Consider the following 25,268-nt stretch of genomic DNA (forward strand, 5'->3'; position numbering starts at 1 on the left):
GCCGGAACGCACCGCTCCACCCCCACTCGGCCTCAACCACCATCACTTTCAGGCCATGCATCACCTCGACGCCCAAGGCGCGTTCGAGCGCCCTTGGATGCGCGCGGTCTTCCGCGCCGTCCCCCGGGACGCGTTCGCGCCCGACACCGTCTGGGTGTGGCACTCCGACGACGACCGGTACCACCCCGTCGCGCGCGCCGACGACGAGCAGCGGTGGGCGGCGTTGGTCCACCACCCCACCGAGCCCGTGGTCACGCAGGTGGACGACGGTCGCCCCGCGCACGCCGACGGTACGGGCCGGCTGCCCACGAGTTCGCTCAGCGCGGCCGACGCCGTACTGACCACCCTCGCCGCCACCGACCCGGACCCCGGCAGCCGGGTACTGCACATCGGCACCGGTACGGGCTACGACTCGGCGTTGCTGTGCGAGCGGGTCGGCGCCGCCGACCTCACCACCGTCGAAGTCGACCGCACGCTGGCCGACACCGCTCGCGCGCGGCTGTCCGGCCTCGGCTACCGGCCCCGCGTGATCTGCGCGGACGGCGAGGGCGGCTGTGCGCAGGGCGCCCCGTACGACCGCGTCCTCTGTACGGCGTCGCTGTCCCGCGTCCCCGCCGCCTGGATCGCCCAGTGCGCCCCCGGCGCGCGCATCGTCACGCCGTGGAAGTCCACACTCCAGCCCGCCGGCCTGGCCGTCCTGGCCGTCGGCGCCGACGGCCGCGCCACCGGCGGCCGTTTCGGCATGCCGCTGACGTTCATGGACCTGCGCGGCCAGCGCCGCGCCGACAACCCGCTCCCGCGCGTCTACACCCCACAGCGGTGGTCGGAGAGCCGGTACGGCACGGCCACGCTCCCGCCGGACTTCCTCGACGACTTCCACGCCCGCTTCGCACTCGGCCTCCAGTTGCCCGGCGTCCACGCGACCCGTACGCCCACACCGGACGCCGTCCCCGCCTGGTGGCTGTCGACGGACACTGCCTGGGCCTACGTGTGCGCCGGGGAGACGTACCAGTGGGGCGACCGCGACTTGGCCACCGAGGCCGAGCGGGCCTATGAGTGGTGGCTGACGGCGGGCAGGCCGGAAGTCTTCGACTTCGGCATGACGGTGGACGGTGACGACCACCGGACGTGGTTCAGGTCGGAGGAGGACGGGCCGAGCTGGCCGGTGGGCCCGTAAGAAGACGAAGGCGCGCGGAGGCGCACGCGGGGGTGTGCGGGTGTCCGGACGCGCGGCCCGCCCCCGAGGCCCTATCAGGGTCGTCACCCCGCAGACTGATCGCCGACGAGACCGGAGGCTGATTCCTTCTGGCCACCCGCGCACTACCTTCAACTCCTGTCACAGCCAACGACGTAGGCCCCGAAGCGGGGACATGCGCGGAAGCCGATCAGGAGCGGGGAGCAGGCCATGGGGCGGAAGCAGAGACGAGCGGAGCGCGCGGAGCGCCGGGTGGGCGCGCGTGCCGGGGCAGCACTCGGAGCGGTCGCACTCGCCGTCGCCCTGACCACGACCGTGGGCCTCGCGGGCCCGGCCCAGGCCATGTCCGGCGGCACGCAACTCCCCCGGCCGGGCGCCGCGCCCTGGCTCGCGACGCTGGCCGAGAAAGGCGACACCCCGCTGCTGGACCGGGCGTCCTGCGGTGGCGTCCTCGTCGCACCCGACCGCATCCTCACCGCGGCCCACTGCGTGAACGGTGTGGACGTAGAACGCATGGAAGTCCACCTGGGTTCCTCGGTCCTCTCGCAGGACCCCGGCACCGTACGCACCATACGCAGCGCCACCCTGCACCCGCGCTACGAACTCCTGCCGTCCCCCGTCGCCCCCGACCGTCCGGAACTGTCCTCGGCCGCCTACGACCTGGCCGAACTCCGCCTCAGCGAGCCGGTACACGGCATCAGGCCGCTCCCCGTCGTCCAGCACCGGCCCCGCCCAGGCACCCCCGTATCGATCTTCAGTCACGGTACGACGGCCGCCCCGGACCCGTCCCGGCCCGGCGCGGAGATCCGCGGCGACGTGCTTCGCCGCGGCGACCTCACCGTACGAGGACACGAGCAGTGCGCCGCGCAGACGCCCGCGGTGGTGAACAAGGCATCGGTCTTCTGCGCCCGGGACGCACGCGCCGTCCGCTCGGACCGCACCGCCACGACCATGTGCTTCGGCGACAGCGGCAGCCCGCTGGTGGCCTGGGGCCGGCGCGGCCCCGTACTGACCGGCATCTTCAGTTTCGCGGGCGAGACCGCCGGCAAGGTCTGCGGGCAGCCCGCCGACGCGGCGTTCGCCGACGTGCCGGCACTGCTGCCGGAGCTGCGCGCCACCGCGCGCCCGAGTGGCGGCCGGGCATGAACCGGCGACGGCAGAAGAAGCTGACGAGGAAGCTCGTGACGGCCGCGCTGCTCGGCGACGCACCCGCAGCCGCCGCGCTGCTCCGCGCCGGAGCCCAGCCGAACACCGCGAACGCCGAGGGCACCACTCCCCTCTACGCCGCGTCCGTGCACGGTGACGCGGCCGTGGCCCGCCTGCTCCTGTCCGCCGGTGCCGCGCCGGACGCGGAGAGCGGTCACGGTACGGAAGGCACCCCGCTGTGCGCGGCCGCGGCCTGGGGGCACCTCGACGTCGTACGCATCCTCCTCGCCCACGGCGCCGACCCGAACCTCCGCGAGGACGGCGGCACCGGCCACACCCCACTCGACTGGGCCACCAAGGACTTCCAGCCCCACCCGGAGACGGCGGCCGCGCTCATCGCGGCGGGCGCACGGCCCCGGGATGCCTGATCCCGGTCGTCACCTGGCCCAGACGGTCAGTTGAAGGCGACCGCAGTCGCCCCGCCGAACGCGGCCAGTACGTACGCCGGTACCTCCTGCCAGCGCGTGAACGGCTTCCCGCGTCCCCGAGTGCTGAGCAGCCGCACGGTCCGGCCCGCGTACCCCGGCACCAGCACACCGAGTACGCCGAGCACGCCGAGGGTGCCGACGCTCCACTCGAAGTCGGTGCCGCTGAACACGGCCGTGACGACCATGGCCAGTGCGGCGACCGCATACAGCAGGCCGGGGCCGAGCCCGGCGTCGTCACGCCGTCGGGGTGCTGCCTCGCCCTCTCCCCCGGAATCTCCGGGGTGGCGCCGGTCCCGCTGTTCGACGCCGAAACAGGCGAGCAGCAAGACGACGGTCTCCACCACCAGGATGGCGGCCGCGACGAGTACGAAGGCCATGTGTCCCCCTCACACGTGCGTGCTGCCCTATGTTCTACGGCTTCGGCGCCACCGCCGCCAGCTCTTCCACCGACCCCGACATGATCGTCCGAACATGCTCGGTGATGTGCTCGACCGGCCAGTCCCACCAGGCCAGTTCGAGCAACCGCTCGGTGTCGGCCGCGTCGTAGCGGCGGCGGATCAGCTTGGCCGGGTTGCCGCCGACGATGCCGTAATCGGGTACGTCGTCCACGACGACGGCCCCGGAGGCGATGACCGCGCCGTGGCCGATCCGTACGCCCGGCATGACCATGGACCGGTACCCGAACCACACGTCGTTGCCGACCACCGTGTCGCCCTTGCCCGGCAGCCCGCTGATCAGGTCGAAGTGGTCGGCCCACGACCCGCCCATGATCGGAAAGGGGAACGTCGAGGGGCCGTCCATCCGGTGGTTGGCGCCGTTCATGATGAACCGCACGCCCTCGCCCAGCGCGCAGTACTTGCCGATGATCAACTTCTCGGGCCCGTAGTGGTACAGCACGTTCCGCGTCTCGAACGCGGTCGGGTCGTCCGGGTCGTCGTAGTACGAGAAGTCGCCGACCTCGATGAGCGGCGAGGTGACGAGGGGCTTCAGCAGCACCACCCGCGGCTGGCCGGGCATCGGGTGCACGACGTTCGGGTCAGCGGGGACAAGTGGCATCGGGCATCGCCCTCTCGTAGGGGGTACGACTGGGGCCGTACCTTGCTCCCGGCCCGCACGTCATGATCCCAACCGCCACCACCCCGGACGACCGATTAACCGATCGACCCCAGGCTCCGCCCCCACCACCTGGGACACTGGCACCGGAAGAGCCCCGTACTCACGCACACCGGTAGGGAGAGTCACAGGTGAGCAAGGCGCCGGAGAGTGCCCTGTCGACGGTCATGATGGTGATCGCCACCGGAAGGCGTCTGCAGGAGCAACTGGAAACGCGGCTTACCGGCATCGGCCTGTCGATGCGGCTGTTCGGGGCGCTCGGGCACATCTCCCGCGACCCCGACCTGTCGTACAGCGACCTGGCCCGCCGCGCGGGCGTGACGAGCCAGAGCATGCGCGCGACCGTCCTCATGCTGGAGGAACTGGGCGCGGTGGAACGCAACCTGCGCGGCCAGGGCCACCGCGCGCGCCTGGAGCTGACGGACAAGGGCCGCGCGCTGCTCACCCAGGCGCGAGGCATCCTGTCCGAGCTGGACGAGGAGTTCCTGAAGGCCGCGGGTCAGAACCAGAAGGCAGCCCTGGACGCCGCTTGCGAGCGCGCGCTGGCGCAAGGGGGCCCGTTCCCCTTCCGGCGAGAGTAGTCCGGGCGGCCGGTCCAGGGCCCTGGGGCCTGGGCGCCTTCGGCCAGGCCAATGCGTTACCCGCGCGTTAGTCCACTTCGGCAAGATCGTTCCGGAAGTGATCGTTCCGCAGTATTCGGAACGTCCGGGGCGCTCGCTGCGTCCCGCAGCGCCTGGCGCACCCACCGGGAAGAGAAACGTTGGAGTGAGACAAGAAGTGCGTAACCTCCGCAAGAAGGCAGCAGTCGGCCTGGCCACTCTGGCCACGGTCTCGGGCATCTCGATCGGCACGGCAGGCTCGGCGTCCGCCGAGAACCGCCACTTCCCGACAAAGGCCGCCTGCTTCGACGCCGGCAACGCGGCGATGGCTCCCGGCAACATCAGGGGCTTCCGCTGCATGCCGGCCGGCCCCGGTGACTTCGTCCTGGAGATCTACTGACGGGGATCGGGTAGCGCGCCGACAGCACAGCCGAGCGCGCGCCATGCGTCTCCACCGGCCGGAGCCGTGCTCATGGCTTCGGCCGGTGCCGTAGTGACACGGTCGTGTGACGGCACTGAAGGGGCGCATGGCCAGCCGCCGCCTTCCACGAAGATGCGCGTATGAGCCCCAAGTCGGCCGGCTACGGCGACACCGTCACTCCGGAGCACGCCCTGAAGTACGCCCTCCGGCATGCCCACGGCGGCCGGGCCCAGCTCATCGAGGGCGTCATTGAGCCGCTGTCCCTGTCCTGGGCCCACGAGACCATCGCCGACCGCCTCCGCCATCAGCTCGGCCCCCGCGCCGCCGACATCCACTGCATCATCGGCTCCGGCGACCTCGACCTGCCCGGCTCGCCCAACTGGTACGTACCCGACCTCGCCGTCGTCCCGGCCGCCGTAGCCAAGAACGCCGGTGCCCTCCGCCCCGGCCAGACGCTGCTGATCGTGGAGGTCACGTCGGAGGCGGACGCCCACACCAAACGCGTCGTCAAGCGTCGCCGCTACGCCGAGTACGGAGCGCCGCTGTACTTGCTCGTAGACCGACAGCAGCGCGCACTCACCCTGTTCGCCGAGCCCGACCGGCTCGGCTACACCCGCATCACCGGCCCGCTGCCGTACGGGACGCCGCTGCACATCCCGGCCCCGTTCGGGACGGACCTGGACATGAGCGACCTGTGAGCGACCGGCTCGGCTGGGCCGAATCAGCGGCCCCTACCGCCAAGGCCCTGGCCGGGGCAGGCGGGTGTAGGGGGCGGCGTCAGCCCTCGTCGGTCGATTCGTCGACGTTGCGCTCGGTCACGAATGACCCCATGCCAGGCGTGGTGACGATGAGCCCGTCCTTCCGGAGGGCAGCAGTCACCTTCCGGACCGTCACGCGCGCGACACCGAACTCCTGCTCCATCTTCACTTCAGAGATGAGGTGGCGAGGAGGATAAGCCCCACTCGCGATCCGCTCTCGGATCACGTCGGCGATCTGCATCCACTTGGGCCGCGTCGGGTCGAACTCCATCACGAACGGGACTCTACGCATGGGTAACTAGCACAGCATAGATGCGCCCGTAGCCGCCTACGGTGTATACAGGAGCCAACAGGGCCATATGGACCCGACGAAAGGTGAGCCCCGGCGACCGCTGCAACCGGCCCCGGGGCATGGCCAACGACCCAAAAGCGAAAAGAGCGTCGACGTGCACCACCGTATCCGCCGCGCCACGACCTGGCTGCGGTATCACCTCGCACCGCCAACGCCTGCCCCCGTCACTACCCTTCGCGCGCCTGTGCGCCCCACCCCCACCGCGAGGCCGGTGCACCGCGTGCCGAGTTCCCTCGACACCCCCCTGAACACCAACACCTCCCCCCTCGTACGCCCCTACCTCACCGCCTACGAAGCGCAGTACACCGAGCGACAAGCTCACCGCTTCGCGCGCATCCGCACGATGCACGGGGAGTTCGCCGTATGAGCGCGGCGGAGGGGCCCGTACCGGGCATGCGCCTGCTGCCCTGGTCGGAGGAGGGCGGGAAGCAGTGTCTGCTGTCGACCGACGGTGACGGCTACGTGGCGCGGTTCGCGGACGACATGGAGGCAGCGCAGCTCGACATGGGCACGGAGCTGCTCGAGCACGCCGGGGTGATGCTGGGCGAACCCGACGCGTCCGCCAGTGAACTGCGCTTTCTCGCCAATCGGTTGGTCGAGGCGCTGCACGACGCGTTGCGGGTCGCCGACAGCCGAGGCCGGCGGATTCCCGGCCTGGGCGGTGCGAGCGGAAAGGGGGGCGTCGGCCGCTTGGCCGCGGCCGAGTGAGGGGACGTCAGGGCGACGTGGCCGGGGACGGGCCGGTCAGCTCAGGGCGAGCCAGGCGGCGCCGACGACGACCGCGATCGCGACGATCACGCCGACGATGACGCCGATGCGGGGGCCGCCGGACGACTGCTGCTGGGCCGCTGCCCGGCGGCCGCCGGGCTCGGGGGCGCCCTCGTCCACGAAGGCGCGGAACATCTGCGTGCTGCCGGCCGGGTCGGGCTGGCCGTTGGCCGGGTTCTGCTGGTAGTTCGCCATAGGCCAGGACACTAGCGAACCCGGCATGGACGGCACACCCCTGGGCCTCGTGGGTCACAGCACAGTTGCCCCGCCGATCCGCTCCACCGGCCCCACCGGCCCTACCGGGTGCGCAACGCCGCTACCACTTCGACTTCCAGCAGGTACTCAGGTGCGAAGAGGGCGGCGACGCCCACCAGTGTGCTCGCCGGTGCCTCCGTAGTGCCTGCTCGCAGTGGGACGAAGATCTCAGGGAGCAGGGCGGGGGTGTAGTCCACGACGTAGACGGTTTCTTTGATGATGTCGTCCCGGGTGGCGCCGACCGCCGCGAGGGCCGTATCCAGGTTGCGGGCTATCTGGGCGGCCTGGGCCGCGTGATCGCCGGGTCCGACGGGCCGTCCGTCGGCGTCCCAGGCGACCTGCCCCGACAGGTGCGCCAGCCGTACGCCTTCGGTGACGACGACTTGGCTGATCAAGGGTGCCGGGCTGGGTAAGCCGGAGGGATTGAGGCGTTGCGGAGGTGTGAGGGCGCTGCCCTCTCGGGGCCGGGGGTCACGACGGCGTACCCGCCCAAGTCGTGAGCGCCTCGGTCCGTTCGGCCCGGCGGGCGCGGGCGTCGGTGGTACGGGTGGCCCAGGCCACGTGGCCGTCGGGGCGTACGAGGATCTCGGTCACGCCGTCCAGGTCGGGGTGGGCGTCCCGTGCGGTGACGGTGACGGGGGTGACGCGCGAGCCCCAGCCCGCGGTGACCGTCGGACCGAGGTCCGGCGCGTCGCCCGCGAGGTCGAGGTGGACGTACCGGGCGGCCGGGAGGAGTTCGTACACCCGTACCGCCTCCGACCCGGCGGCGGTCAGGCCGATGTCCGGCATCCGGTGCCCCACCAGCGGGTCGGCACCGGGGGTGGCCGGCGGATAGGCCGTGCCGAGGGCGGAGACCCGGGCGGCGAGGGTGCGGTTGACCTGCGGCATGTTGAGGAGTTCGTCGAAGAGGGCACGCAGGGACGTGGCGGGGCGCCGGTACTGCGGTACGAGGGTCAGTTCGGCCAGCAGGGTCTGGATCTCGGTGTTCTCGGTGACGGACTGTCCGACGGGGCGGCGTTCCGCGTCGTAGCTGTCCAGGAGGCCGGGCGGGGCCCAGCCGTTGACCACGGCGGCCAGCTTCCAGCCGAGGTTCATCGCGTCCTGGAGGCCGGTGTTGAGGCCCTGGCCCGCCGCGGGGAAGTGGATGTGGGCGGCATCGCCCGCCAGGAGGACGCGGCCGGCGCGGTAGCTCTCGGCGAGCCGGGTGGCGTTGCCGAAGCGGGAGAGCCAACGCGGTTCGGCGACGCCGCAGTCGGAGCCGCAGATGCGGGTCAGTGACGCGCGGAACTCCTCCAGGGTCACGGGTTCGCCGGACGGCACCCGGATACGCTCGGGGTCCAGGTAGACGAGCCGGACGACGCCGTCCTCCATGGGGGCGACCAGTACGCCCCGCGCGCGGGCGGTGTCGAGGGCGGCGGGGTCGGTGACCGCGAAGTCGCCGAGTACGCCGGTGAAGGTTTCGTCCGTACCCGGGAAGGCGATGTCGGCGGACTGCCGTACGACGCTGCGTCCGCCGTCGCAGCCGACGACGTAACGGGCCCGTATCGTCGCGACGCTGCCGTCCCGGCCCCGCACCTCCACCTCGGCCCCGTCGGCGTCCTGGCTCAGCCCGGCGACCTCGTACCCGCGCTCGATCTCGACGCCCAGCTCCCGGGCGCGCTCCGCCAGCAGCGCCTCGGTGTGCGCCTGGGCGAGGAACAGCGAGTAGCCGTGCCGGGAGTCCAGCGTGGAGAAGTCCAGGTGGGTGGGGAGCTGGGCGAAGTGCCAGCCGGGCACGGGGCGGCCGAGCGGGAGGAAGCGGTCGAGCAGCCCGCGCTGGTCGATCACTTCCACGCTGCGCGGGTGGAGGCTCAGCGCGCGGGAGTCGCGCTGCGGCTCGGTACGGCGCTCGAAGACACGGGTGCGTACGCCGGCCAGCGCCAGCTCGCAGGCGAGCAGCAGGCCGGTCGGTCCTGCGCCCGCGACAGCCACATCAACGTTCATCGGAGGACACCTCTCTATTTAATGAACAGCGTTCACGTGAACAGCGTTCACTATAGTGAGGCTCATGAGCTCCCCGTCAAGCCCCGCCCGCGGCCGACCCGCCCGTCTCGACCGCACCCGCACCCTGCAAACGGCGCTCGACCTGCTGGATCAGTCGGGCCTCGACGCGCTGACCATGCGACGGCTCGCCGACGCGATGGGCGTACAGGCAGGCGCCTTGTACCGCTATTTCGCGACCAAGCAGGATCTGCTCACCGCCATGGCGGAACGGATGATGGAGGGCGTCGCGGAAGCAGCGGCGACGGACGGCGGCGACTGGAGCGAGCGGCTGACCGCCCTCGCCCGCGCCGAACGCGAAGCCCTGCTCGCCCACCGCGACGGCGCTCGCGTCTTCGCGGGCACCCACGCGACGGGAGCCAGCGTCCTCGGCTTCGCCGACGCGTTCGTGGGCGTACTGCGCGAGGCAGGCTTCGCCGACGACGCGGCGGCCCGCGCGCTCTACACGGTGGTCAACTACACCGTCGGCCACACCCTGGAGGAGCAGGCGGCGCTCCAGGCGCAGGACGGGCCCCCGAGGACGCGAGCGTCCTCCGCGACGCCGTGACGGCAGGGACGTACCCCCACCTCAGCGCCACCCTCCCCACCCTCACCAGCACGGACTTCACCGGGCTCTTCGAATTCGGCCTCGACCTGCTCATCGAGGGCCTGCGGGCGCGGCACGCGCCGCCGGCGCGCAAATGATCACGCAGGCCGACCGCTCACCTCGCCGGCCAGGTGATGCGCTGACCATCCGGCCCGACGGCGATGCCGAACCGCTCCAGGGGCGGTGATCCGTCGGCCCGCCAGCGCCGTACGTGCTCTTCCACGGCGTCCCACAACCGCGCCGGGCCACCCTGGCGTACCAGCGAACGGCCCCCGTCCTGACGGAGAGCCGCCCATGACCCGTCCGCGACATCCAGCAGGAGCTGTTCGGCACTACCGTCCGCGCACGTCAGGCCGATGTGCTGGGCACGGGGCACCGCAAGCTGGGCGACGAACCGCGCGGTCCAGTCGTCCAGCACCTCGGGCGCGGCCAGCCGGGCAGGTTCCTCGTCGGCGCTCCGCATGTCGGGCAGGCAGCCGAGCGGGGGCGGCTGATGGGGGCGGGCGAGCATGAAGGAGATCCGGCCCCCGAGGAAGCGGCCGCGCGCGACACCCTCGCCGACGGTGAGGCAGGCCAGCTCGGAGGCGTACAGCCAGCCGGACACGGTGGCCAGGATCCGGCCACCCGGGCGGGTCTGTTCGACCCATGCGCCGGGCACCTCCAGAACTCCGCAGGTGGCGATCGTCCGGTCGTACGGCGCTGAGGGCCCGTACCCGGCCAGACCGTCCCCGACGACGAGCTCGGGGGCATACCCGTACGCCCCGAGAGCGACCCGGGCCCGGGTCGCCACATCCGGATCCACCTCGACGGTGGTGACACGGCCGGCACCGAGCCGGTGGCACAGCAGCGCGGTGGAGTAGCCGGTGCCGGTGCCGACCTCCAGCACCCGGTGGCCGTCCGCGACCTGGAGTTCTTCGAGCATGCGCAGCACCAGGCCCGGCATGGTGCTGGAGGACGTGGGGGCCCGGCGGATCTCGCCCCGGACATCGGCCGGAACGACGGTGCCGGCCACCTGCGTGACCAGGGAATCGTCGCGATAGCAGCGCTCCAGCCAGGTGTCGTCACCCGGCAGCACGGGCCGCCACCAGGTCGCTCCGGAGCCGGGAACCCTCTCGAAGAATCCGCCACGCAGGAACTCGTGCCTCGGCACCGCTTCGGCCGCCGCCCGCCATCGGGCCGTAGGGAGATGCCCGGCCTCCGTGAGCCGACGGACCAGCTCCCCCCGCAGCTCGTCGTCCTTCACGCTACGGCTCTCCTCTCCAGCAGGTCAGCCATGGCCGCCACCATGGGCAGACCGGTCTCCGGCTCCAGCCACGCCCACTGCCCGGACGGGTTGCACTCCAGGAACCACCATCGCCCCCACCGGTCCACGGCGAAGTCGAATGCTCCGAAGTTCAGCCGGAAGTGATCGAGGTAGGCGGACAGAGATCGCCGGATGCCAGGTGCCGGACGTACGACGGTGTAGGTGAGCGTGTCGTAGTCGGTGCGCCAGTCCAGCAGGTCGGAGTCGATACGGACGCAGAAGGCGTGGGCACCGATGACGGTCACCCGGATGTCCGCCACCTTTTCGACCCGCTGCTGGAACAGGTGCGCCGTGCCTGCCACCGCGTCGTCGATCTCCTCCACGGCGACTTCGCCGACGGCCACCGTGCACGAGACACCGTCGACGCGGTACAGCGGCGCCGACAGGGGCTTGTAGATCACCGAACCGTGTTCCCCGATGAACGCTCGTGCGGCCTCGGGATCAGAGGTGATCAAGGTGGGTGGCAGCCGGAAGCCGCACGAAGCCGCGGCAGCCAGGCCGGAGGGCTTGAACTCCGCGTCGCCGATGCGGTGCGGATGATTGACGTACCGGCACCCCGGCAGGGATGCCAGCACGCCGCCCAGCCCGTACCGGGCCTGCATGACGGCGAACCGGGCGTCCTGCTCCGCCAGGTGCGGGAAGGAGAAGCCGGACGGCCGCCGGTAGTACAGCGACCGGACAGCCCGCAGGTCCGCGACGCGGGAGGGTGTCGTGAGCGTGCCGGCGATTCCGTCGGAACCGATGGTGGCCGCGAGGGACAAGGCGTGCGGGAAGTCCCCGGCGTCCAGGCGTACGACAGGCACACCACGACCGTGCAGCTCGCCGATCACCAGATCGGCCGTGGGGTCGTCCCTGCCGGTCACGACCAGGACGGACCGGGTGTCGCTCACTGGTCGCTGTCGTTGCCGGTGTCCTGGTCCCCGCCGCCGTCCCCGCCCCCACCTGCCCCGTCCGACGGGTTGCCGGTGTTGGTGGGCGGGTTGGTTCCGGTGCTGGTGCCGTGCCCCGGCATCATCACCGGCTGCCCCTCGGCGTCGAAATAGCGCGCCGTCTGCGTCTCCGGATCCAGCTCGGTGCGTGCGTAGGCCGGCGCGAACGAGGGATAGGGCGCCATACGCCGCAGGCCCCACGGCGGCAGCGTCGGCACACCGGACGGCAGCGGGCATCCGGCGGGAAAGCGATCCGCGTGGCTGAACATGGAGGGCCTCCTCGGAGGGCGGTTCGTGCCAGAGCGCTATCTGGCCGGGACGGCCGCCAGGGAGGGCGACCGTAGGTGACGGCACGATGACCGACAGCACGATCAGAGTGACGGCCCTGAAGGGGGCGGAAGAAGAGCGCACAAGCGCGCAAGCAGGCATCCACCTCCCCTCACCGCTCCCACCCCTCACCCCAACCCCCGCCCCCACCTGCGCCTTTACACCCCCACCCCACCCCCTTGACCGTTGATCTTGCCAACCTTTGAGCTTCCTTTACCTCACCTGCCGCAGAATCGTTTGCCTTCAGCAACCAAGTGGTTCTACGGTTGCTCAAGGCAACAAAAGAAGAAGTGCGGAGGTGCCCATGGCCGCTCAGAGTCAGTACGAGGAGCTGGCCCGGCAGCTCAGTGCCATCGGTGCCGTCAAGCGTGAGATGGGGCGGATTCTGCCGCCCGACTGTCCGCCCGCCTCGGCCGGCGTGCTCACCCTGCTCGACCGGTACGGCGAGATGCGGATGAGCAAGCTGGCGGAGCTGCTCGCGATCGACATGTCGGTCACGAGCCGGCACGTGGCCCACGTCGCCGAGCGCGGCTGGATCGAGCGTGAGCCCGACCCGCTGGACAAGCGGTCGCGGCTACTGCGCCTGACGCCGAGCGGCCGGTCGCTCCTCGCGGAGCTCTCCGAGCGCTACACAGCATCACTCGCCCGGTATCTGGACGACTGGTCCGACAGCGACGTCGGCCGGCTCAACGAACTGCTCGCCCGGCTCCGTACGAGCTTCGGCGACTGCCGGACCCGGGCGCATCACGAACCCACCACCCGCACACCCGCGGAATGAAAAGGAACTACATGGCTACGACCACACCATCCGGTGTGCGGGGCGGCCACGCCAAGCACGGGGGCCACCCGGCTCCCGACGGGGCGCCCATGACGCACCGTCAGATCATGGAGGCGATATCCGGGCTGCTGCTCGGCATGTTCGTCGCCATCCTGTCCTCGACGATCGTCTCCAACGCGCTGCCCGAGATCATCCATGACCTCAAGGGCGGCCAGAGCGCCTACACCTGGGTCGTCACGGCGTCGCTGCTGGCGATGACCGCGACCACCCCGCTGTGGGGCAAGCTGTCCGACCTGTTCAGCAAGAAGCTGCTGGTCCAGATCGCGCTGGTGATCTACGTGGCGGGCTCGGTGGTGGCCGGCCTGTCGCAGAACTCCGGCATGCTGATCGCCTGCCGGGTCGTCCAGGGCATCGGTGTGGGCGGTCTGTCCGCGCTGGCCCAGATCGTCATGGCCGCGATGATCTCCCCGCGGGAGCGCGGCCGTTACAGCGGCTACATCGGCGCCACCTTCGCGGTCGCCACCGTCGGCGGCCCGCTGCTGGGCGGCGTCATCACCGACACGAGCTGGATGGGCTGGCGCTGGTGCTTCTACGTCGGCGTGCCGTTCGCGGTGATCGCCCTGATCGTCCTCCAGAAGACCCTGAAGCTCCCCGTGGTCAAGCGGGACGTGAAGGTCGACTGGGCGGGCGCCTTCTTCATCAGCGCGGCGGTCTCGCTGCTGCTGGTGTGGGTGACCCTGGCGGGCGACAAGTACGACTGGATCTCCGGCCAGACCTTCGCCATGGTCGGCGGCGCGATCGTGCTCGGCGCGATCTTCGTGTTCGTCGAGTCCAAGGCGAGCGAGCCGATCATCCCGCTGCGGCTGTTCCGCAACAAGACGATCACCCTCGCCTCGCTGGCCTCGTTGTTCGTCGGTATCGCGATGTTCTCCGGCACCGTCTTCTTCAGCCAGTACTTCCAGTTGGCGCGCGGTGAGTCGCCGACCATGTCCGGGATCATGACGATCCCGATGATCGGTGGTCTGTTCATCTCCTCGACCGTCTCCGGTCAGATCATCACCAAGACCGGCAAGTGGAAGGCGTGGCTGGTCTCCGGCGGCGTGCTGGTGACCGCGGGCCTCGGCCTGCTGGGCACCATCCGGTACGACACCGAGTACTGGCACATCGCGATCTTCATGGCGCTGATGGGCCTCGGCATCGGCATGATGATGCAGAACCTGGTGCTCTGCACGCAGAACCAGGTCGCCCCGAAGGACCTCGGCTCCGCCTCCTCCGTCGTGACCTTCTTCCGCTCCCTCGGCGGTGCGGTCGGCGTCTCGGCGCTCGGTGCGGTGCTCGCCAACCGCGTCACGCATTACGTGAAGGACGGCGTGCAGGAGCTCGGCCCGCAGGCCGCGGCGAAGTTCGCGCAGGGCGGCGCCGGCGGCGGTGGCGGCATCCCGGACCTGGACGCCCTCCCGGCCCCGTTCCGGACGATCATGGAGAGCGCCTACGGGCACGGCGTCGCCGACGTCTTCCTGTACGCCGCTCCGTGCGCGCTGCTCGCCTTCCTGCTGACGCTGTTCATCAAGGAGGTCGCGCTGAAGACCCAGGGCGGTCTGGCGCAGTCCGACGAGCCGGCGGCGGCCCCCACCCCCGCGGCTGCCGGTGCGGCCGCTGTCGCCCCGCAGCCGGAGCCCGCCCTCGTGGGCGCCGGTGCCCCGGTGGGCCAGGACGACGGCCAGGCGCCCTCCTGGGCGCAGCAGCCGTCCGCGTCGGCCACCACCCAGCCGCTGGCGGCGTACGCCTCGGCGGGCGGCGGTGACGAGGTCCCGGCCGGCCCGGCGATCCACGGCTCGGTCCGCAACGCGGAGGGCCACCCGGTCGCGAACTCCGCGGTCACGCTGATCTCGCTCAGCGGCAGCCAGCTCGGCCGCTCGGTGGTGCAGGCCAACGGCTCGTACGTGCTGAACGCCCCCGGCGCCGGTTCGTACGTGCTGATCGCGGCCGCCGACGGCCACCAGCCGCAGGCGTCCACGGTCGTCGTCGGCGAGCAGGCCCTGGCCTACGACATCCTGCTCAGCGGCACCAGCGGCCTCGGCGGCCAGGTCCGCAGCGCGGTCACCGGCGAGCCGGTGACGGACGCGATGGTCGTGGTCACCGATGTGCGCGGCGAGGTGCTGGCCACCGGCAAGACCGGTGAGGAGGGCTACTTCTCCTTCGACGAGCTGGCCCCCGGCACGTACACCATCGCCGTCAACGCGGCCGACTTCCGGCCGACCGCACTGCCGGTCGAGGTCGGCGGGCAGGGCACCACCCGGATGGAGATCGAGCTGCTGTCCGGCGCCCGGGTGCAGGGCGTCGTACGGGCCGGAGCCGACCGGCGTCCGCTGCCGGACGCGCGGGTCACGCTCGTGGACGCGGCGGGCAACGTCGTGGCCACCTCCACCACCGGTGAGGACGGCGCGTACGCCTTCACCGACCTGGACGCGGGCGACTACACGGTCATCGCGAGCGGCTACCCGCCGGTCGCCAACGGCCTGACGGTCGACGCGCGCGGGGTCGACGGCTACGACGTCGAGCTCGCCCACCCCGGCGAGTGATCCCGGGCCCGGGGGCCTGCCGTACGGCGGCGGGCCCCCGGGAGCCCCGGCTCGTCCCGGGGCGCACGAACCCCGGTCCGCCCGCCTTTTGAGCGGAGAGGCGGCACGGACCGGACCCCAGGGCTCCGGCGGCGGTACGCGCACAGGCAGGGGACGGCCTGCGTGCCGCCGCCCGGAGCCCGACATGCGAGAGGCAAGAACGGGAGTGGGAATGACTTCGACGGGCGCGGCAGCGGGAGCGGCCAACGGCGCGGGCGTACGCGCACAGGTCCGTACACGGGACGGCTGGGCGGTGCAGCACGCGGTGCTGACCGTCACCGACATGACCGGCACCCAGGTGCTGCGCGCGGCGGCCGACGAGAACGGCGCCGTACGGGACGCGCAGCCGCTGGCCCCCGGCCCGTACACCGTGATCGTGACGGCCGTCGGCTACGCGCCGGTCGCCTCCAGCGCGATCGTCACGGCCAGTGGCCGGATGGACGTCGGCAACGTGACGCTGGCGCGGCAGGGCGGCGCCGAACTGCCGCCGCCCGGCGCCTGGACCATCGACCCGATGCACTCGACGGTCGCGGCGACCGCCCAGCACCTGGGCATCACCAGCGTGCACGGCCGGTTCCTGGACTTCGCGGGCCGCATCGAGATCGCCGAGGACCTGGACAAGTCGTCCGTCCAGGCGGTCATCAAGACGGCCTCGATCGACACCGGCAACGGGATGCGCGACGGGCACCTGCGGACCGGGGACTTCCTCGACGTCGAGCAGTACCCGGAGATGACCTACGTCAGCACCGGCCTGGAGCCGGCCGGCCCGGACCGCTGGACCGTGCACGGCGACCTGTCGCTGCGCGGCGTGGTCCGCCCGGTGGACCTCGACCTGAGCTACCTCGGCACCGGCCCCGACCCGTGGGGCGGCGTGCGGGCGGCCTTCAACGCCACCGCCGAGCTGCGCCGCGAGGACTTCAAGATGAACTACAACCAGGTCGTCGCCGCCGGTATCGCGGCGATCGGCACGACCCTCCGGGTCGAGCTGGACATCCAGGCCGTACAGGGCGAGACCCTGCCCACGGTCTGACGGCCTGCGGCCCCTCCCCCCGACCGGGGCCGCACGCGACGGTGCCCCGCCCTTTGCACTGCAAGGGGCGGGGCACCGTCGTGCCGGGGGCTTCAGTCAGTCGGTCTTGCACTTGTTGCCCGTGGCGGGGTTGAGCAGCCCGATGACGTCGATGGTGTTGCCGCACAGGTTCAGGCCGAGGTCGATCGGAACCTGGATGGCGTTGCCCGACAGGATGCCGGGCGAGTTGGCGACCTTGGCCCCCGCACCTGCGTCGGCGACGGCGGTACCGACGCTGCCGAGAACGGCTGCGACGGCCAGGACACCCGCGCTGATGGTGGTACGAACGCGCATGTGGAGCTCCTTACGCTGCGCTGAGAAATGATCAGATAAGAGGTAGACACGGCGCGACGGTCAAAAACCGGCGCGCCCGTCGATGCCCACGTTCGGCGGGCGCTCTTCATCCGTTCGGATGCGCGGGGAGCACGGGCGGGGGCGGGCGGTGGTAGGGGCGTTGGCGTCCTAGTCCGTACCGCCGCCGTTGCCGTCGCCGTTGCTGTCGCCGTTGCCGCTGCCGTTGCCGTCGCCGTCGGCGCGCTCCGCCGCCGCCCGCTGCCGTTCCCGCATCGCCTCGATGCCCGCGATCTGGAGCTCCAGGGCGAAGGCGAAGTCGTCGTCCAGCATCTGCTCGGCGGACATGCCCTCGCGGGCGTACCGGCCGTCACCGGACAGTTCCATGGTCTCCGCGAATCTCGGGTGACCCTGCACCGCCTCCACGACCCGGTGGAAATACTCGTCCAGGGTGGTGCCCTCGGCCCGGCAGCGGGCCCGGTGCTGGCCCTGGATGCTGCAGAAGCCGTAGACGAACTGGTAGACCGCCGCCAGCGCGCCCGACGTCGACTCCTTCGACAGGCCGCTGCGCGCCATCACCCGCAGCGTCGCGTTGGAGAACGCCATCGAGCGCGGCCCGAAGTTGAGGTACTCCCCCAGGAGCTTCGGCAGCCACGTGTGGGCGAGGAGCAGCTTGCGGTACTCGAAGGCGAGGTGGCGGAGCTGGTCGCGCCAGTCGGCCTGTTCGCCGGACTCGTCGGGCAGGTCCAGTTCGCCGGCCACCGCGTCCATGGCCAGTTCCAGCAGGTCGTCCTTGGTGTCGACGTACCAGTAGACGGACATGGCCGTGACGCCCAGTTCGGCGGCGAGACGGCGCATGGAGAACTTCGCCAGTCCCTCGGCGTCCAGCAGCCGGACCGTGGCCGCGACGATCTTGTCGAGGTCCAGTCCGGCCGGCTGGTCCGCCTTCCGTTTCACCGGGGGGCGCTCGGTCAGCCACACGCTCGTCGGCTGCTTCTTGGCGCGGCTCGAAGTCACTGCCATCTCGCGCCCTCCCTCTCGTTCACGCAGTGGTACGGAGTCGATGCTATTCCGGCCGGGCGGCGGTCGGGCCCGGGCGTACGGGGTCGGCCGCCGGGTCGGGTTCCGAGGTGGCCGCCGGATCGGCTTCCGGCCGTACCGTTTCCTCTGCCGGGGCGGCGGACTCGGGTGCGCCGGTGCCGGGAGCGGGGGCCCCTCGCTCCGCGCGCCGCAGCAGGAACGCCGCGAGCAGTCCGCCGAGGAAGACGGCGGCCGCGCCCACCAGTTGACTGGCGCCGATGCCGGAGGCGAACGCGTCGTGGACGGCCGCCCGGTCCGCGTCCGTACGGGCCATCGCCAGCGCGGCCGGCAGCGAACCGGCGCCCAGCGCGACCGCGGGCAGCAGCGCGGCGAAGCGGGAGTTGAGGACCGCGCCGAGGACGGCGACGCCCAGGCCCTGGCCGAACTCCATCAGCGTGCCGTTCACGCCCGCGCCCACGCCGGCCTTCTCGACCGGGATCGACGACATGATGGCGTTGGCCATGGTGGGCATCGCGAACGCCACACCGACGCCCATCAGCAGCAGGCCGAGCAGCATGCCGCCGTAACTGTCGCTGCCGAGGGTCGCGATGGCGGTCAGACCGCCGGCCAGCAGGCTCATCCCGACCACGATCATGCCGGGGGTGCCCAGCTTGGGCAGCAGCTTGACGCCCAGCCCGGTGAAGTTCAGCGCGACGACCATCAGGGCCAGCGGCGCCATCCGCAGTCCGGCCTCCAACGGCCCGTATCCGAGGACGAGTTGCAGGTGCTGGGTGAGCAGGAACATCGACCCGCCCAGGCCGAACGCCACCAGGATGCCGCCGGACACCGCGCCGATGAACCGGCTGTTGCGGAAGAAGTGCATGTCCAGCATCGGGTTCGGTATGCGCAGCTCCCACAGCGCGAAGACGGCGAGGCCCACGACGCCGACCGCGGCGGAGGTCAGCACCCGCCCGGAGAGCCAGCCGCTCCCGGGCCCGGAGATGATCGCGAAGACCACACCGACCATGCCGATCATGGACAGCAGCGCGCCCACCAGGTCGGGCCGGTCCCCGTTGGAGCTCTTCGACTCGGGGACGAGCCGCAGTACGGCGACGAAGCCGATGAGCGCGACCGGGATGTTGATCAGGAACAGCGAGCCCCACCAGTAGTGGGCCAGCAGCGTGCCGCCGATCAGCGGCCCGGCGGCGAACCCGAGCGAGTTCACCGAGCTCCAGATGCCGATGGCCTTCGGGCGCTCGGCGTCGTCGAATATCTGCATGACGACGGCGAGCGTCGTCGTCATCAGCAGCGCGCCGCCGACACCCATCCCGGCGCGGGCCGCGATCAGTTGGCCGGGCGACTGGGCGAGGGCGGCGGCCAGCGAGGCGACGCCGAACAGCACCAGGCCGAGGGCGAGCATCTTCTTGCGGCCGTACCGGTCGGCGGCGTTGCCGGCGGTGAGCAGCAGGCCGGACTGGACCAGCGAATACGCGTTGAGCATCCACTGGACGTCGGCGGTGGTCGCGCCCATCTCCTCGGTGAGCGAGGGGACCGCGACGTTCAGGACCGTGTTGTCGAGCAGGACGGTCAACTGCGCGAGGCAGATGACGGCGAGGATGAGCCAGCGGGTGGGATTGCGGGCCGGACTCAAGGGTGGGGCGGCGCCGGAGGCCACGGAGGACATACAGGCTCCCTGTACGGAGTGGTCGAGCGGAGCAGCGGGACATCTACACCGTACAGGGAGCGCTATACGCCGTACATTTCTCTTACGGGAGGGCGTTTACGGATACGGCTGGAGCCTGTCGACTACATCACGAGACGGGTTTCGTCAGGTCGTACAGCGTCGTACTTCCGACGGTCACCTTCTTGAAGTTCTTCTCGACCCAGCTCGTGATGTCGGACGACGCGGACTTCTGGGCGCCGTTCGCCCCGAAGAAACCGCCGCCCGCGCCTCCGCCGACGAAGTAATGGATCTTGCCCTGGCGTACGTACTCCTTGAACTGTTCGAGTGTCGGTGAGGGGTCGCTGCCGTTGAAGCCGCCGATGGGCATGACCGGAAGCTGAGTGGCGAGCTGGTAACTGGCGGCGTTCTGGGAGCCGATGGCGGCGGCGGCCCAGGTGTAGTCGGCGGCGTTCTCGCGGAGGGCGGCCTTGGCCTTGGGGCTGACCTGCCGGCCGTTGAGGAGGCCGCCCAGGGAGTTGTAGAGGCCGCGGTGGGGGGCGCCGGGGGCTTGGCCGGGGGTGCCGGGTTGGGTCTTGCCTTGGCCCTGGCTCTGGCGCTGGCCCTGGCCTTGACCTTGTCCGCCGGGCGGCGGGCCCCCCTGGCCGCCCTTACCCCCCTTGCCGCCAGGCCCGGGCCCACCCACGATGATCATCCCGCCGTGCCGGCCCCCGGCGCCCTCGACCTTCGGGCCCGCGGTCACGATCGACCCGGTGTGCGGAGTGCCGACCGTGTTCGCCGCGTACGCCACCGGCCCGCCCAGTCCCGCGGCGACCCCCAGCCCCGCGGCCACCACGGCCAGCCGCCGGCCCAGCCGTACGGAGAGCAGCAGACCCAGCGCCGCCACGGCGCCGACCGCCACCACCGACCAGCGCAGCCACGGCAGCCACTGCGGCGAGCGGGCCAGCAGGACGTACGCCCAGGCCGCGGTCACCGCGACCGTGCCCGCCAGTACCAGCGCGGCGGCGGTACGGTCGCGCCGCCGCCACAGCAGCGTCGCCCCCATCGCGACCAGCGCCGCGATGTACGGGGCCAGCGCGATGTTGTAGTACTGGTGGAAGATCCCCGACATGAAGCTGAACGTCGCGAACGTGATCAGCAGCGCGCCGCCCCACACCAGGAACGCCGCGCGCGCGGCGTCGGTCCGCCCGGCCCGTCGCAGTACGACCAGCCCCGCGACCAGCAGCAGGAAGGCGGCAGGCAGCAGCCAGGCGATCTGGCCGCCCATGTCGGAGCCGAAGAGCCGGGAGAAGCCGGTGTCGCCCCAGCTTCCCCCGCCGCCACCGCCGCCGCCTCCGCCGCCCAGGCGACCGCCGCCGACGCTGCCCGCCTCGTTGCCGTTGATGCGGCCGAGCCCGTTGTAGCCGAAGGTCAGCTCCAGGAAGCTGTTGCTCTGCGACCCTCCGATGTACGGGCGCGAGCCGGCCGGCCACAGCTCGACGATCGCGACCCACCAGCCGCCGGACACGACCATCGCCAGTCCACCCAGGAGGAGTTGGCCGAAGCGGCGGCGCAGCCGCGTGGGCGCGCACACCGCGTACACGAGCGCCAGCGGCGGCAGGATCAGCCACGCCTGGAGCGTCTTGGTCAGAAAGGCGAAGCCGAAGCACACGCCCGCCAGCAGCAGCCACTTCGTACGGGCGTCCTCCAGCGCGCGCAGCACGCAGTACACGGCGCAGACCATCAGCAGGCACAGCAGCGCGTCCGGATTGTTGAAGCGGAACATCAGCGCGGCGACCGGCGTCAGCGCGAGCAGCGCCCCCGCGAACAGCCCGGCGCCCACGCCGAAGCGTCGCCGTACGGCCGCGTACAGCACCCCGACCGTGGCGACGCCCATCAGCGCCTCCGGCACCAGGATGGACCACGAGCTGAGCCCGAAGAGCCGTACGGACAGGGCCATCGGCCACAGGGCGGCCGGGGGCTTGTCGACGGTGATGGAGTTGGCGGCGTCGGAGGACCCGAAGAAGAGCGCCTTCCAGCTCGCGGAACCGGCCTGGGCGGCCGCCGAGTAGAACTGGTTCGCGTACCCGGAGGCGCCGAGGTCCCAGAGGAAGAGCGCGGCGGACGCCAGGAGCAGCGCGATGAAGGCGGGGCGGGCCCAGCGGGGGGAGTCGGGGGGCGGGGCGGTCTCCTGGGCGGATTCGGGCTGCTCACGCGCCTCGGACGGCTTGGACGGCTCGGGTGGCTCGGGTGGCTCGGGTGGCTCGGCGTCCTGAGCGCGGGGGCCGGGCGGCTCGGTCTCCCGGGCATGGGGATCTGGCGTCTCGCCCGGTCCCGTAAGGCGGGGGTGGTGCGTGGTCATCGGGGGCTCCTGCCGGGGTGGTGCGGTGCGGCGGTGGGGTGCTGGACGTCCGGTGCGGGGGTGGGGTGGTTCCGTACGGGGGTGAGGCGGCCCGGTACGGGAGCGGGGTGTTCCCGTACGGCAGCGGGGCGGTCCGGGACGGCGGTGTGGCGGACCTGTACGGCCTCCCGGCCGTCCCCGCCGTCCCGACCGTCCCCGCCTTTCCGCTCCCGCTGCCGCTCCCGCCCCTGCTCCCGCTCCCGGTCCGTGAAGACCCACGCCCGGAAGAGCAGGAACCGCAGCAGCGTCGCCGCGAGGTTGGCGGCGACCAGGACGGCCATCTCGGTGCCGTGCGCGGGGTCGCCGGCCGCGGCGTCCAGCGCGGCCAGCGAGCCGCTGGTCAGGGCCAGTCCGATGCCGAAGACGACGAGCCCCTGGGCCTGGTGGCGTACGGCGCGCTCGCGGCCCCGTACGCCGAAGGTCAGCCGGCGGTTCGCCGCCGTGTTACCGACGGCCGACAGCAGCAGGGCCGCGGCGTTGGCCGGCTGCGGCCCGACGCCGAGCCGGAAGAGCGAGTAGAGGCCGAGGTAGAGGAGGGTGCTCAGGGCGCCGACCACGCAGAAGCCCATGACCTGGCGGGCCAGTCCGCGCGGTACGCCGGCCAGTTCACGGTCGCGCGGATCGTCGCCGAAGGGGCGCGCGAGCCGGTCCAGCGGCAGCGCTCCGGTGGCCAGCGCGCGCCCCACGCGCAAGACACCCTTGAGGTCCTCGGTCGCCGTCCGCACGATGTGCACGGTGCTGTCCGGGTCGTCCACCCAGTCCACGGGGACTTCGTGGATCCGCAGCCCGGCGCGTTCGGCGAGCACCAGCATCTCCGTGTCGAAGAACCATCCGCTGTCCTCGACCATGGGCAGCAGCCGCTCGGCGACATCGCCCCGTACGGCCTTGAACCCGCACTGCGCGTCGGAGAAGCGGGCGGCCAGCGAGCCGCGCAGGATGAGGTTGTAGGAGCGGGAGATGAACTCCCGCTTGGGCCCGCGCACCACCCGCGAACTCCGCGCCAGGCGCGAGCCGATCGCCAGGTCGGAGTGGCCCGAGATGAGCGGGGCGACCAGCGGCAGCAGCGCGTTCAGGTCGGTCGACAGGTCGACGTCCATGTAGGCGAGCACCGGGGCGTCGGACAGGGACCAGACGGTGCGCAGCGCCCGGCCGCGGCCCTTCTCCTCCAGGCGTACGGCGGTCACCTCGTCGATCGTCTCGTCCAGCGACGCGGAGATCTCGGGCGTACGGTCCGTGCTCGCGTTGTCCGCGACGGTGATCCGGAAGCCGTAGGGGAAGGTGCGGGAGAGGTGGTCGTGGAGCCGGCGGACGCACGGCTCCAGGTCGGACTCCTCGTTGTAGACGGGGATCACGACATCGAGCACCGTGTCGATCTGGCCGAGGCGCAGATGCTCACGGGGCGGCAGGGAACCCAGGGGGGTGTGGGCCGGCTGTGTCGTCGTCATGACATCGACACTTCCGGAGCGCGCTGTCACCCTTGTGTGGTGCCGCTGTGCCCGGGCTGTGAATGGGCGTATTCAAGGGGCGTATGGGAATGCTGGGGGGCGCGTGTGGCGTCGCGCGCCGGTCCGTCGGCGGGCAGCCGGACCCGGAAGACGGTCCGCCCGGGAACGCTCTCCACCCCGACCGTGCCGCCGTGCGCCGCGACCACGGCCTCCACGATCGCCAGGCCGAGGCCCGTACTGCCGCTGTTGCGGGAGTTCGTGCCCTTCGTACCGCTCGCGGCGTCCGTACCCTGCGTGCCGCCCGGGCCGTCCGTACCGCCTGTTGCGCTTCTGCGGCTCGTGCCGCCCGTACGGGCACGGGACGCGTCGCCCCGGGCGAACCGCTCGAAGACGTGCGGCAGCAGCTCGGGCGGCACACCGGGGCCGTCGTCCCGCACCTCCAGCCGGACGAAGTGCCCCGCCCCCGGCATCGGCATCTCGCGCCGCAGACAGGCGACGACCGTGGTGCCCTCGGGCGTGTGCGTACGGGCATTGGCCAGCAAGTTGACCAGGACCTGGTGCAGCCGGTCGGCGTCGGCCCGTACGGGCACCGGGTCGGCCGGCAGCTCCAGGCGCCACTTGTGGCGGGGGCCGGCGGCGCGGGCGTCGCTGACGGCGTCCACGACGAGCGGTACGAGATCGGTGCACTCGTACGACAGCGGGCGCCCGGAATCCAGCCTGGCGAGCAGCAGCAGATCCTCCACCAGGCCGGTCATCCGCTCCGCCTCGGACTCGATGCGCCCCAGGGCGTGCCGGGTGGCCGGGCCCGGCTCCTCGCGGCCCCGCCGGGTCAGCTCGGCGTAACCGCGTATCGAGGCCAGTGGTGTGCGCAGCTCATGGCTCGCGTCCGCGACGAATCTGCGGACCCGGGTCTCGCTCTCCTGCCGGGCCGCGAGCGCCGACCCCACATGCCCGAGCATCCGGTTGAGCGCCGCGCCGACCTGCCCGACCTCCGTACGCGGGTCCGCCTCGGCGGCCGGGACGCGCTCGTGCAGCGCCACCTCGCCGCGGTGCAACGGCAGTTCGGAGACGCGGGTGGCGGTGGCGGCGACCCGGCGCAGCGGCCACAGCGCGATACGGACCGTGGCGGCGCCCGCGAGACCGGCGGCGACCAGGCCCGCGGCGGTCACACAGACCTCCACGACGACCAGCCGCGCGACGACGTCCTGCACCTCACCGGCCGGCAGGCCGACCAGCGCGGAGTCGTCCGGCGCCGACTCGACGCGGTAGTCGCCCAGGTCGGGGAGGGTGACGGTGTGCGGGCGACCGTCCCTCGGCACGGCGGCCAGTGCCTGCTTCTGCTCGTCGGTCAGCGTGACCAGGTTCTGGGCGGGCAGCGGGTTGCGCGCGTCGATGCTGCGGGCGGCGGCGGTGATGTCCCCTTCGGAGGAGAGCCGCGCCCCGACCGTACCGATGGGCTGGCCGGGGCCCGCGATGAACCCGAGGTCCCGGTGCCCGGTGAAGTCACCCTGCCGGCCCACGGAATGCTGGGCCGACTCGCGCAGCTTGCCGTCGAGCTGGTTCTGGAGGTACGAGTGCAGCGCGATGGTGGTGACCGTACCGATCACCGCACACACCACCGCGATCAGCAGCACCGCCGACACCACGAGCCGGGTCCGCAGGCTCCATCGGCGCGGCCGCAGCCTGAACTGGCGGGGGCGCCG

The 25,268-nt window shown here is 71.9% G+C and carries 26 protein-coding genes and 1 pseudogene; 12 read left to right on the plus strand and 15 right to left on the minus strand.

All coding sequences use genetic code 11. From position 1 onward, the window contains the following. Positions 1–55 precede the first annotated feature (55 nt). From EJG53_RS19400 to EJG53_RS19410, 3 genes are all read left to right on the plus strand, one after another. Positions 56–1,177: a methyltransferase domain-containing protein gene (locus EJG53_RS19400; RefSeq protein ID WP_125045904.1), complete on the plus strand. Its 1,122-nt coding sequence runs from the start codon at positions 56–58 to the stop codon at positions 1,175–1,177. A gap of 228 nt (positions 1,178–1,405) precedes the next feature. After that, complete coding sequence (locus EJG53_RS19405) at positions 1,406–2,341, plus strand: S1 family peptidase (protein ID WP_125045905.1); 936 nt, start codon at positions 1,406–1,408, stop codon at positions 2,339–2,341. Then, positions 2,338–2,769 carry an ankyrin repeat domain-containing protein gene (locus EJG53_RS19410; protein ID WP_125045906.1) on the plus strand — a complete coding sequence of 144 codons (432 nt, stop codon included), beginning with the start codon at positions 2,338–2,340 and terminating at the stop codon, positions 2,767–2,769. Before EJG53_RS19405 ends, EJG53_RS19410 begins: the two co-directional genes overlap by 4 nt. Before the next feature lie 26 nt (positions 2,770–2,795). Here EJG53_RS19410 and EJG53_RS19415 read toward each other — a convergent pair whose 3' ends face one another. Further along, entirely contained in the window at positions 2,796–3,206 is a 411-nt protein-coding gene (locus EJG53_RS19415) for a hypothetical protein (protein WP_125045907.1), read from the minus strand. A 34-nt stretch (positions 3,207–3,240) separates the two neighbouring features. After that, on the minus strand, positions 3,241–3,885 hold the full coding sequence (locus EJG53_RS19420) for a CatB-related O-acetyltransferase (protein ID WP_125045908.1): 645 nt from the start codon (positions 3,883–3,885) through the stop codon (positions 3,241–3,243). Between the two features lie 188 nt (positions 3,886–4,073). Between EJG53_RS19420 and EJG53_RS19425 the strand changes: the two genes are divergently transcribed. The 3 genes from EJG53_RS19425 (at position 4,074) to EJG53_RS19435 (ending at position 5,660) form a co-directional block, all read left to right on the plus strand. Then, on the plus strand, positions 4,074–4,523 hold the full coding sequence (locus EJG53_RS19425; protein ID WP_125045909.1) for a MarR family winged helix-turn-helix transcriptional regulator: 450 nt from the start codon (positions 4,074–4,076) through the stop codon (positions 4,521–4,523). 196 nt (positions 4,524–4,719) lie between these two features. After that, on the plus strand, positions 4,720–4,941 hold the full coding sequence (locus EJG53_RS19430) for a hypothetical protein (RefSeq protein WP_125045910.1): 222 nt from the start codon (positions 4,720–4,722) through the stop codon (positions 4,939–4,941). A 161-nt stretch (positions 4,942–5,102) separates the two neighbouring features. After that, positions 5,103–5,660: a Uma2 family endonuclease gene (locus EJG53_RS19435; RefSeq protein WP_125045911.1), complete on the plus strand. Its 558-nt coding sequence runs from the start codon at positions 5,103–5,105 to the stop codon at positions 5,658–5,660. Between the two features lie 79 nt (positions 5,661–5,739). Here EJG53_RS19435 and EJG53_RS19440 read toward each other — a convergent pair whose 3' ends face one another. Next, positions 5,740–5,991 (minus strand): GntR family transcriptional regulator, encoded by a 252-nt coding sequence (locus tag EJG53_RS19440; protein ID WP_371858804.1) that lies wholly within the window; start codon positions 5,989–5,991, stop codon positions 5,740–5,742. 301 nt (positions 5,992–6,292) lie between these two features. On the opposite strand from EJG53_RS19440, the gene EJG53_RS40660 reads away from it, so the two are divergent. Together EJG53_RS40660 and EJG53_RS19445 are read left to right on the plus strand one after the other, a co-directional pair. Beyond that, entirely contained in the window at positions 6,293–6,439 is a 147-nt protein-coding gene (locus EJG53_RS40660; protein WP_154806384.1) for a hypothetical protein, read from the plus strand. Next, the gene (locus EJG53_RS19445) at positions 6,436–6,780 is read left to right on the plus strand and encodes a hypothetical protein (RefSeq protein WP_125045913.1); all 345 of its coding nucleotides are present in this window, start codon (positions 6,436–6,438) and stop codon (positions 6,778–6,780) included. The genes EJG53_RS40660 and EJG53_RS19445 overlap by 4 nt, the downstream gene beginning before the upstream one ends. Before the next feature lie 36 nt (positions 6,781–6,816). On the opposite strand, the gene EJG53_RS19450 is transcribed toward EJG53_RS19445, so the two are convergent. The 3 genes from EJG53_RS19450 to EJG53_RS19460 form a co-directional block, all read right to left on the minus strand. Continuing rightward, positions 6,817–7,035, minus strand: a complete 219-nt coding sequence (locus EJG53_RS19450) for a hypothetical protein (protein WP_030017583.1) — start codon at positions 7,033–7,035, stop codon at positions 6,817–6,819. Positions 7,036–7,136: 101 nt separating this feature from the next. Continuing rightward, positions 7,137–7,490, minus strand: a complete 354-nt coding sequence (locus EJG53_RS19455) for a RidA family protein (protein ID WP_125045914.1) — start codon at positions 7,488–7,490, stop codon at positions 7,137–7,139. Between the two features lie 76 nt (positions 7,491–7,566). Then, positions 7,567–9,078: a monooxygenase gene (locus EJG53_RS19460; RefSeq protein ID WP_125045915.1), complete on the minus strand. Its 1,512-nt coding sequence runs from the start codon at positions 9,076–9,078 to the stop codon at positions 7,567–7,569. Positions 9,079–9,253: 175 nt separating this feature from the next. Between EJG53_RS19460 and EJG53_RS19465 the strand changes: the two are divergent. After that, positions 9,254–9,819 (plus strand): annotated as a pseudogene (locus EJG53_RS19465) (TetR/AcrR family transcriptional regulator C-terminal domain-containing protein). Between the two features lie 17 nt (positions 9,820–9,836). On the opposite strand, the gene tgmC reads toward EJG53_RS19465, so the two are convergent. Genes tgmC through tgmA form a run of 3 tightly spaced genes read right to left on the minus strand, consistent with a single transcriptional unit; the run spans position 9,837 to position 12,222 of the window. Further along, entirely contained in the window at positions 9,837–10,964 is a 1,128-nt protein-coding gene (gene tgmC / locus EJG53_RS19470; protein ID WP_125045916.1) for an ATP-grasp peptide maturase system methyltransferase, read from the minus strand. Further along, positions 10,961–11,914, minus strand: a complete 954-nt coding sequence (gene tgmB, locus EJG53_RS19475) for an ATP-grasp ribosomal peptide maturase (RefSeq protein ID WP_125045917.1) — start codon at positions 11,912–11,914, stop codon at positions 10,961–10,963. Before tgmB ends, tgmC begins: the two co-directional genes overlap by 4 nt. Further along, entirely contained in the window at positions 11,911–12,222 is a 312-nt protein-coding gene (gene tgmA, locus EJG53_RS19480) for a putative ATP-grasp-modified RiPP (RefSeq protein WP_125045918.1), read from the minus strand. The genes tgmB and tgmA overlap by 4 nt, the downstream gene beginning before the upstream one ends. A 362-nt stretch (positions 12,223–12,584) precedes the next feature. On the opposite strand from tgmA, the gene EJG53_RS19485 reads away from it, so the two are divergent. The 3 genes from EJG53_RS19485 (at position 12,585) to EJG53_RS19495 (ending at position 16,709) form a co-directional block, all read left to right on the plus strand. Next, a complete protein-coding gene (locus EJG53_RS19485; protein WP_125045919.1) occupies positions 12,585–13,058 on the plus strand; it encodes a MarR family winged helix-turn-helix transcriptional regulator in 474 nt (157 codons plus the stop codon). Positions 13,059–13,147: 89 nt separating this feature from the next. After that, complete coding sequence (locus EJG53_RS19490; protein WP_461791939.1) at positions 13,148–15,640, plus strand: MFS transporter; 2,493 nt, start codon at positions 13,148–13,150, stop codon at positions 15,638–15,640. A gap of 211 nt (positions 15,641–15,851) precedes the next feature. Continuing rightward, positions 15,852–16,709, plus strand: coding sequence for a YceI family protein (locus EJG53_RS19495; protein ID WP_125045921.1), 858 nt, complete (start codon positions 15,852–15,854; stop codon positions 16,707–16,709). A 96-nt stretch (positions 16,710–16,805) separates the two neighbouring features. Here EJG53_RS19495 and EJG53_RS19500 read toward each other — a convergent pair whose 3' ends face one another. The 6 genes from EJG53_RS19500 to EJG53_RS19525 all read right to left on the minus strand — a co-directional run bounded on the left by EJG53_RS19500 (position 16,806) and on the right by EJG53_RS19525 (position 25,211). Next, entirely contained in the window at positions 16,806–17,042 is a 237-nt protein-coding gene (locus EJG53_RS19500; RefSeq protein ID WP_125045922.1) for a chaplin, read from the minus strand. Positions 17,043–17,210: 168 nt separating this feature from the next. Further along, positions 17,211–18,062: a TetR/AcrR family transcriptional regulator gene (locus tag EJG53_RS19505; protein ID WP_125045923.1), complete on the minus strand. Its 852-nt coding sequence runs from the start codon at positions 18,060–18,062 to the stop codon at positions 17,211–17,213. A 43-nt stretch (positions 18,063–18,105) separates the two neighbouring features. Beyond that, on the minus strand, positions 18,106–19,743 hold the full coding sequence (locus EJG53_RS19510; RefSeq protein WP_244955223.1) for an MFS transporter: 1,638 nt from the start codon (positions 19,741–19,743) through the stop codon (positions 18,106–18,108). Positions 19,744–19,870: 127 nt separating this feature from the next. Next, positions 19,871–22,081, minus strand: a complete 2,211-nt coding sequence (locus EJG53_RS19515; protein ID WP_167515141.1) for an ArnT family glycosyltransferase — start codon at positions 22,079–22,081, stop codon at positions 19,871–19,873. Beyond that, positions 22,078–23,565, minus strand: coding sequence for a bifunctional glycosyltransferase family 2/GtrA family protein (locus tag EJG53_RS19520; protein ID WP_244955224.1), 1,488 nt, complete (start codon positions 23,563–23,565; stop codon positions 22,078–22,080). Before EJG53_RS19520 ends, EJG53_RS19515 begins: the two co-directional genes overlap by 4 nt. 26 nt (positions 23,566–23,591) lie before the next feature. Further along, positions 23,592–25,211, minus strand: coding sequence for a sensor histidine kinase (locus EJG53_RS19525; protein WP_413790169.1), 1,620 nt, complete (start codon positions 25,209–25,211; stop codon positions 23,592–23,594). Positions 25,212–25,268 lie beyond the last annotated feature (57 nt).

Origin of the sequence: Streptomyces chrestomyceticus JCM 4735, assembly GCF_003865135.1 — a bacterium.
Taxonomy (GTDB): domain Bacteria; phylum Actinomycetota; class Actinomycetes; order Streptomycetales; family Streptomycetaceae; genus Streptomyces; species Streptomyces chrestomyceticus.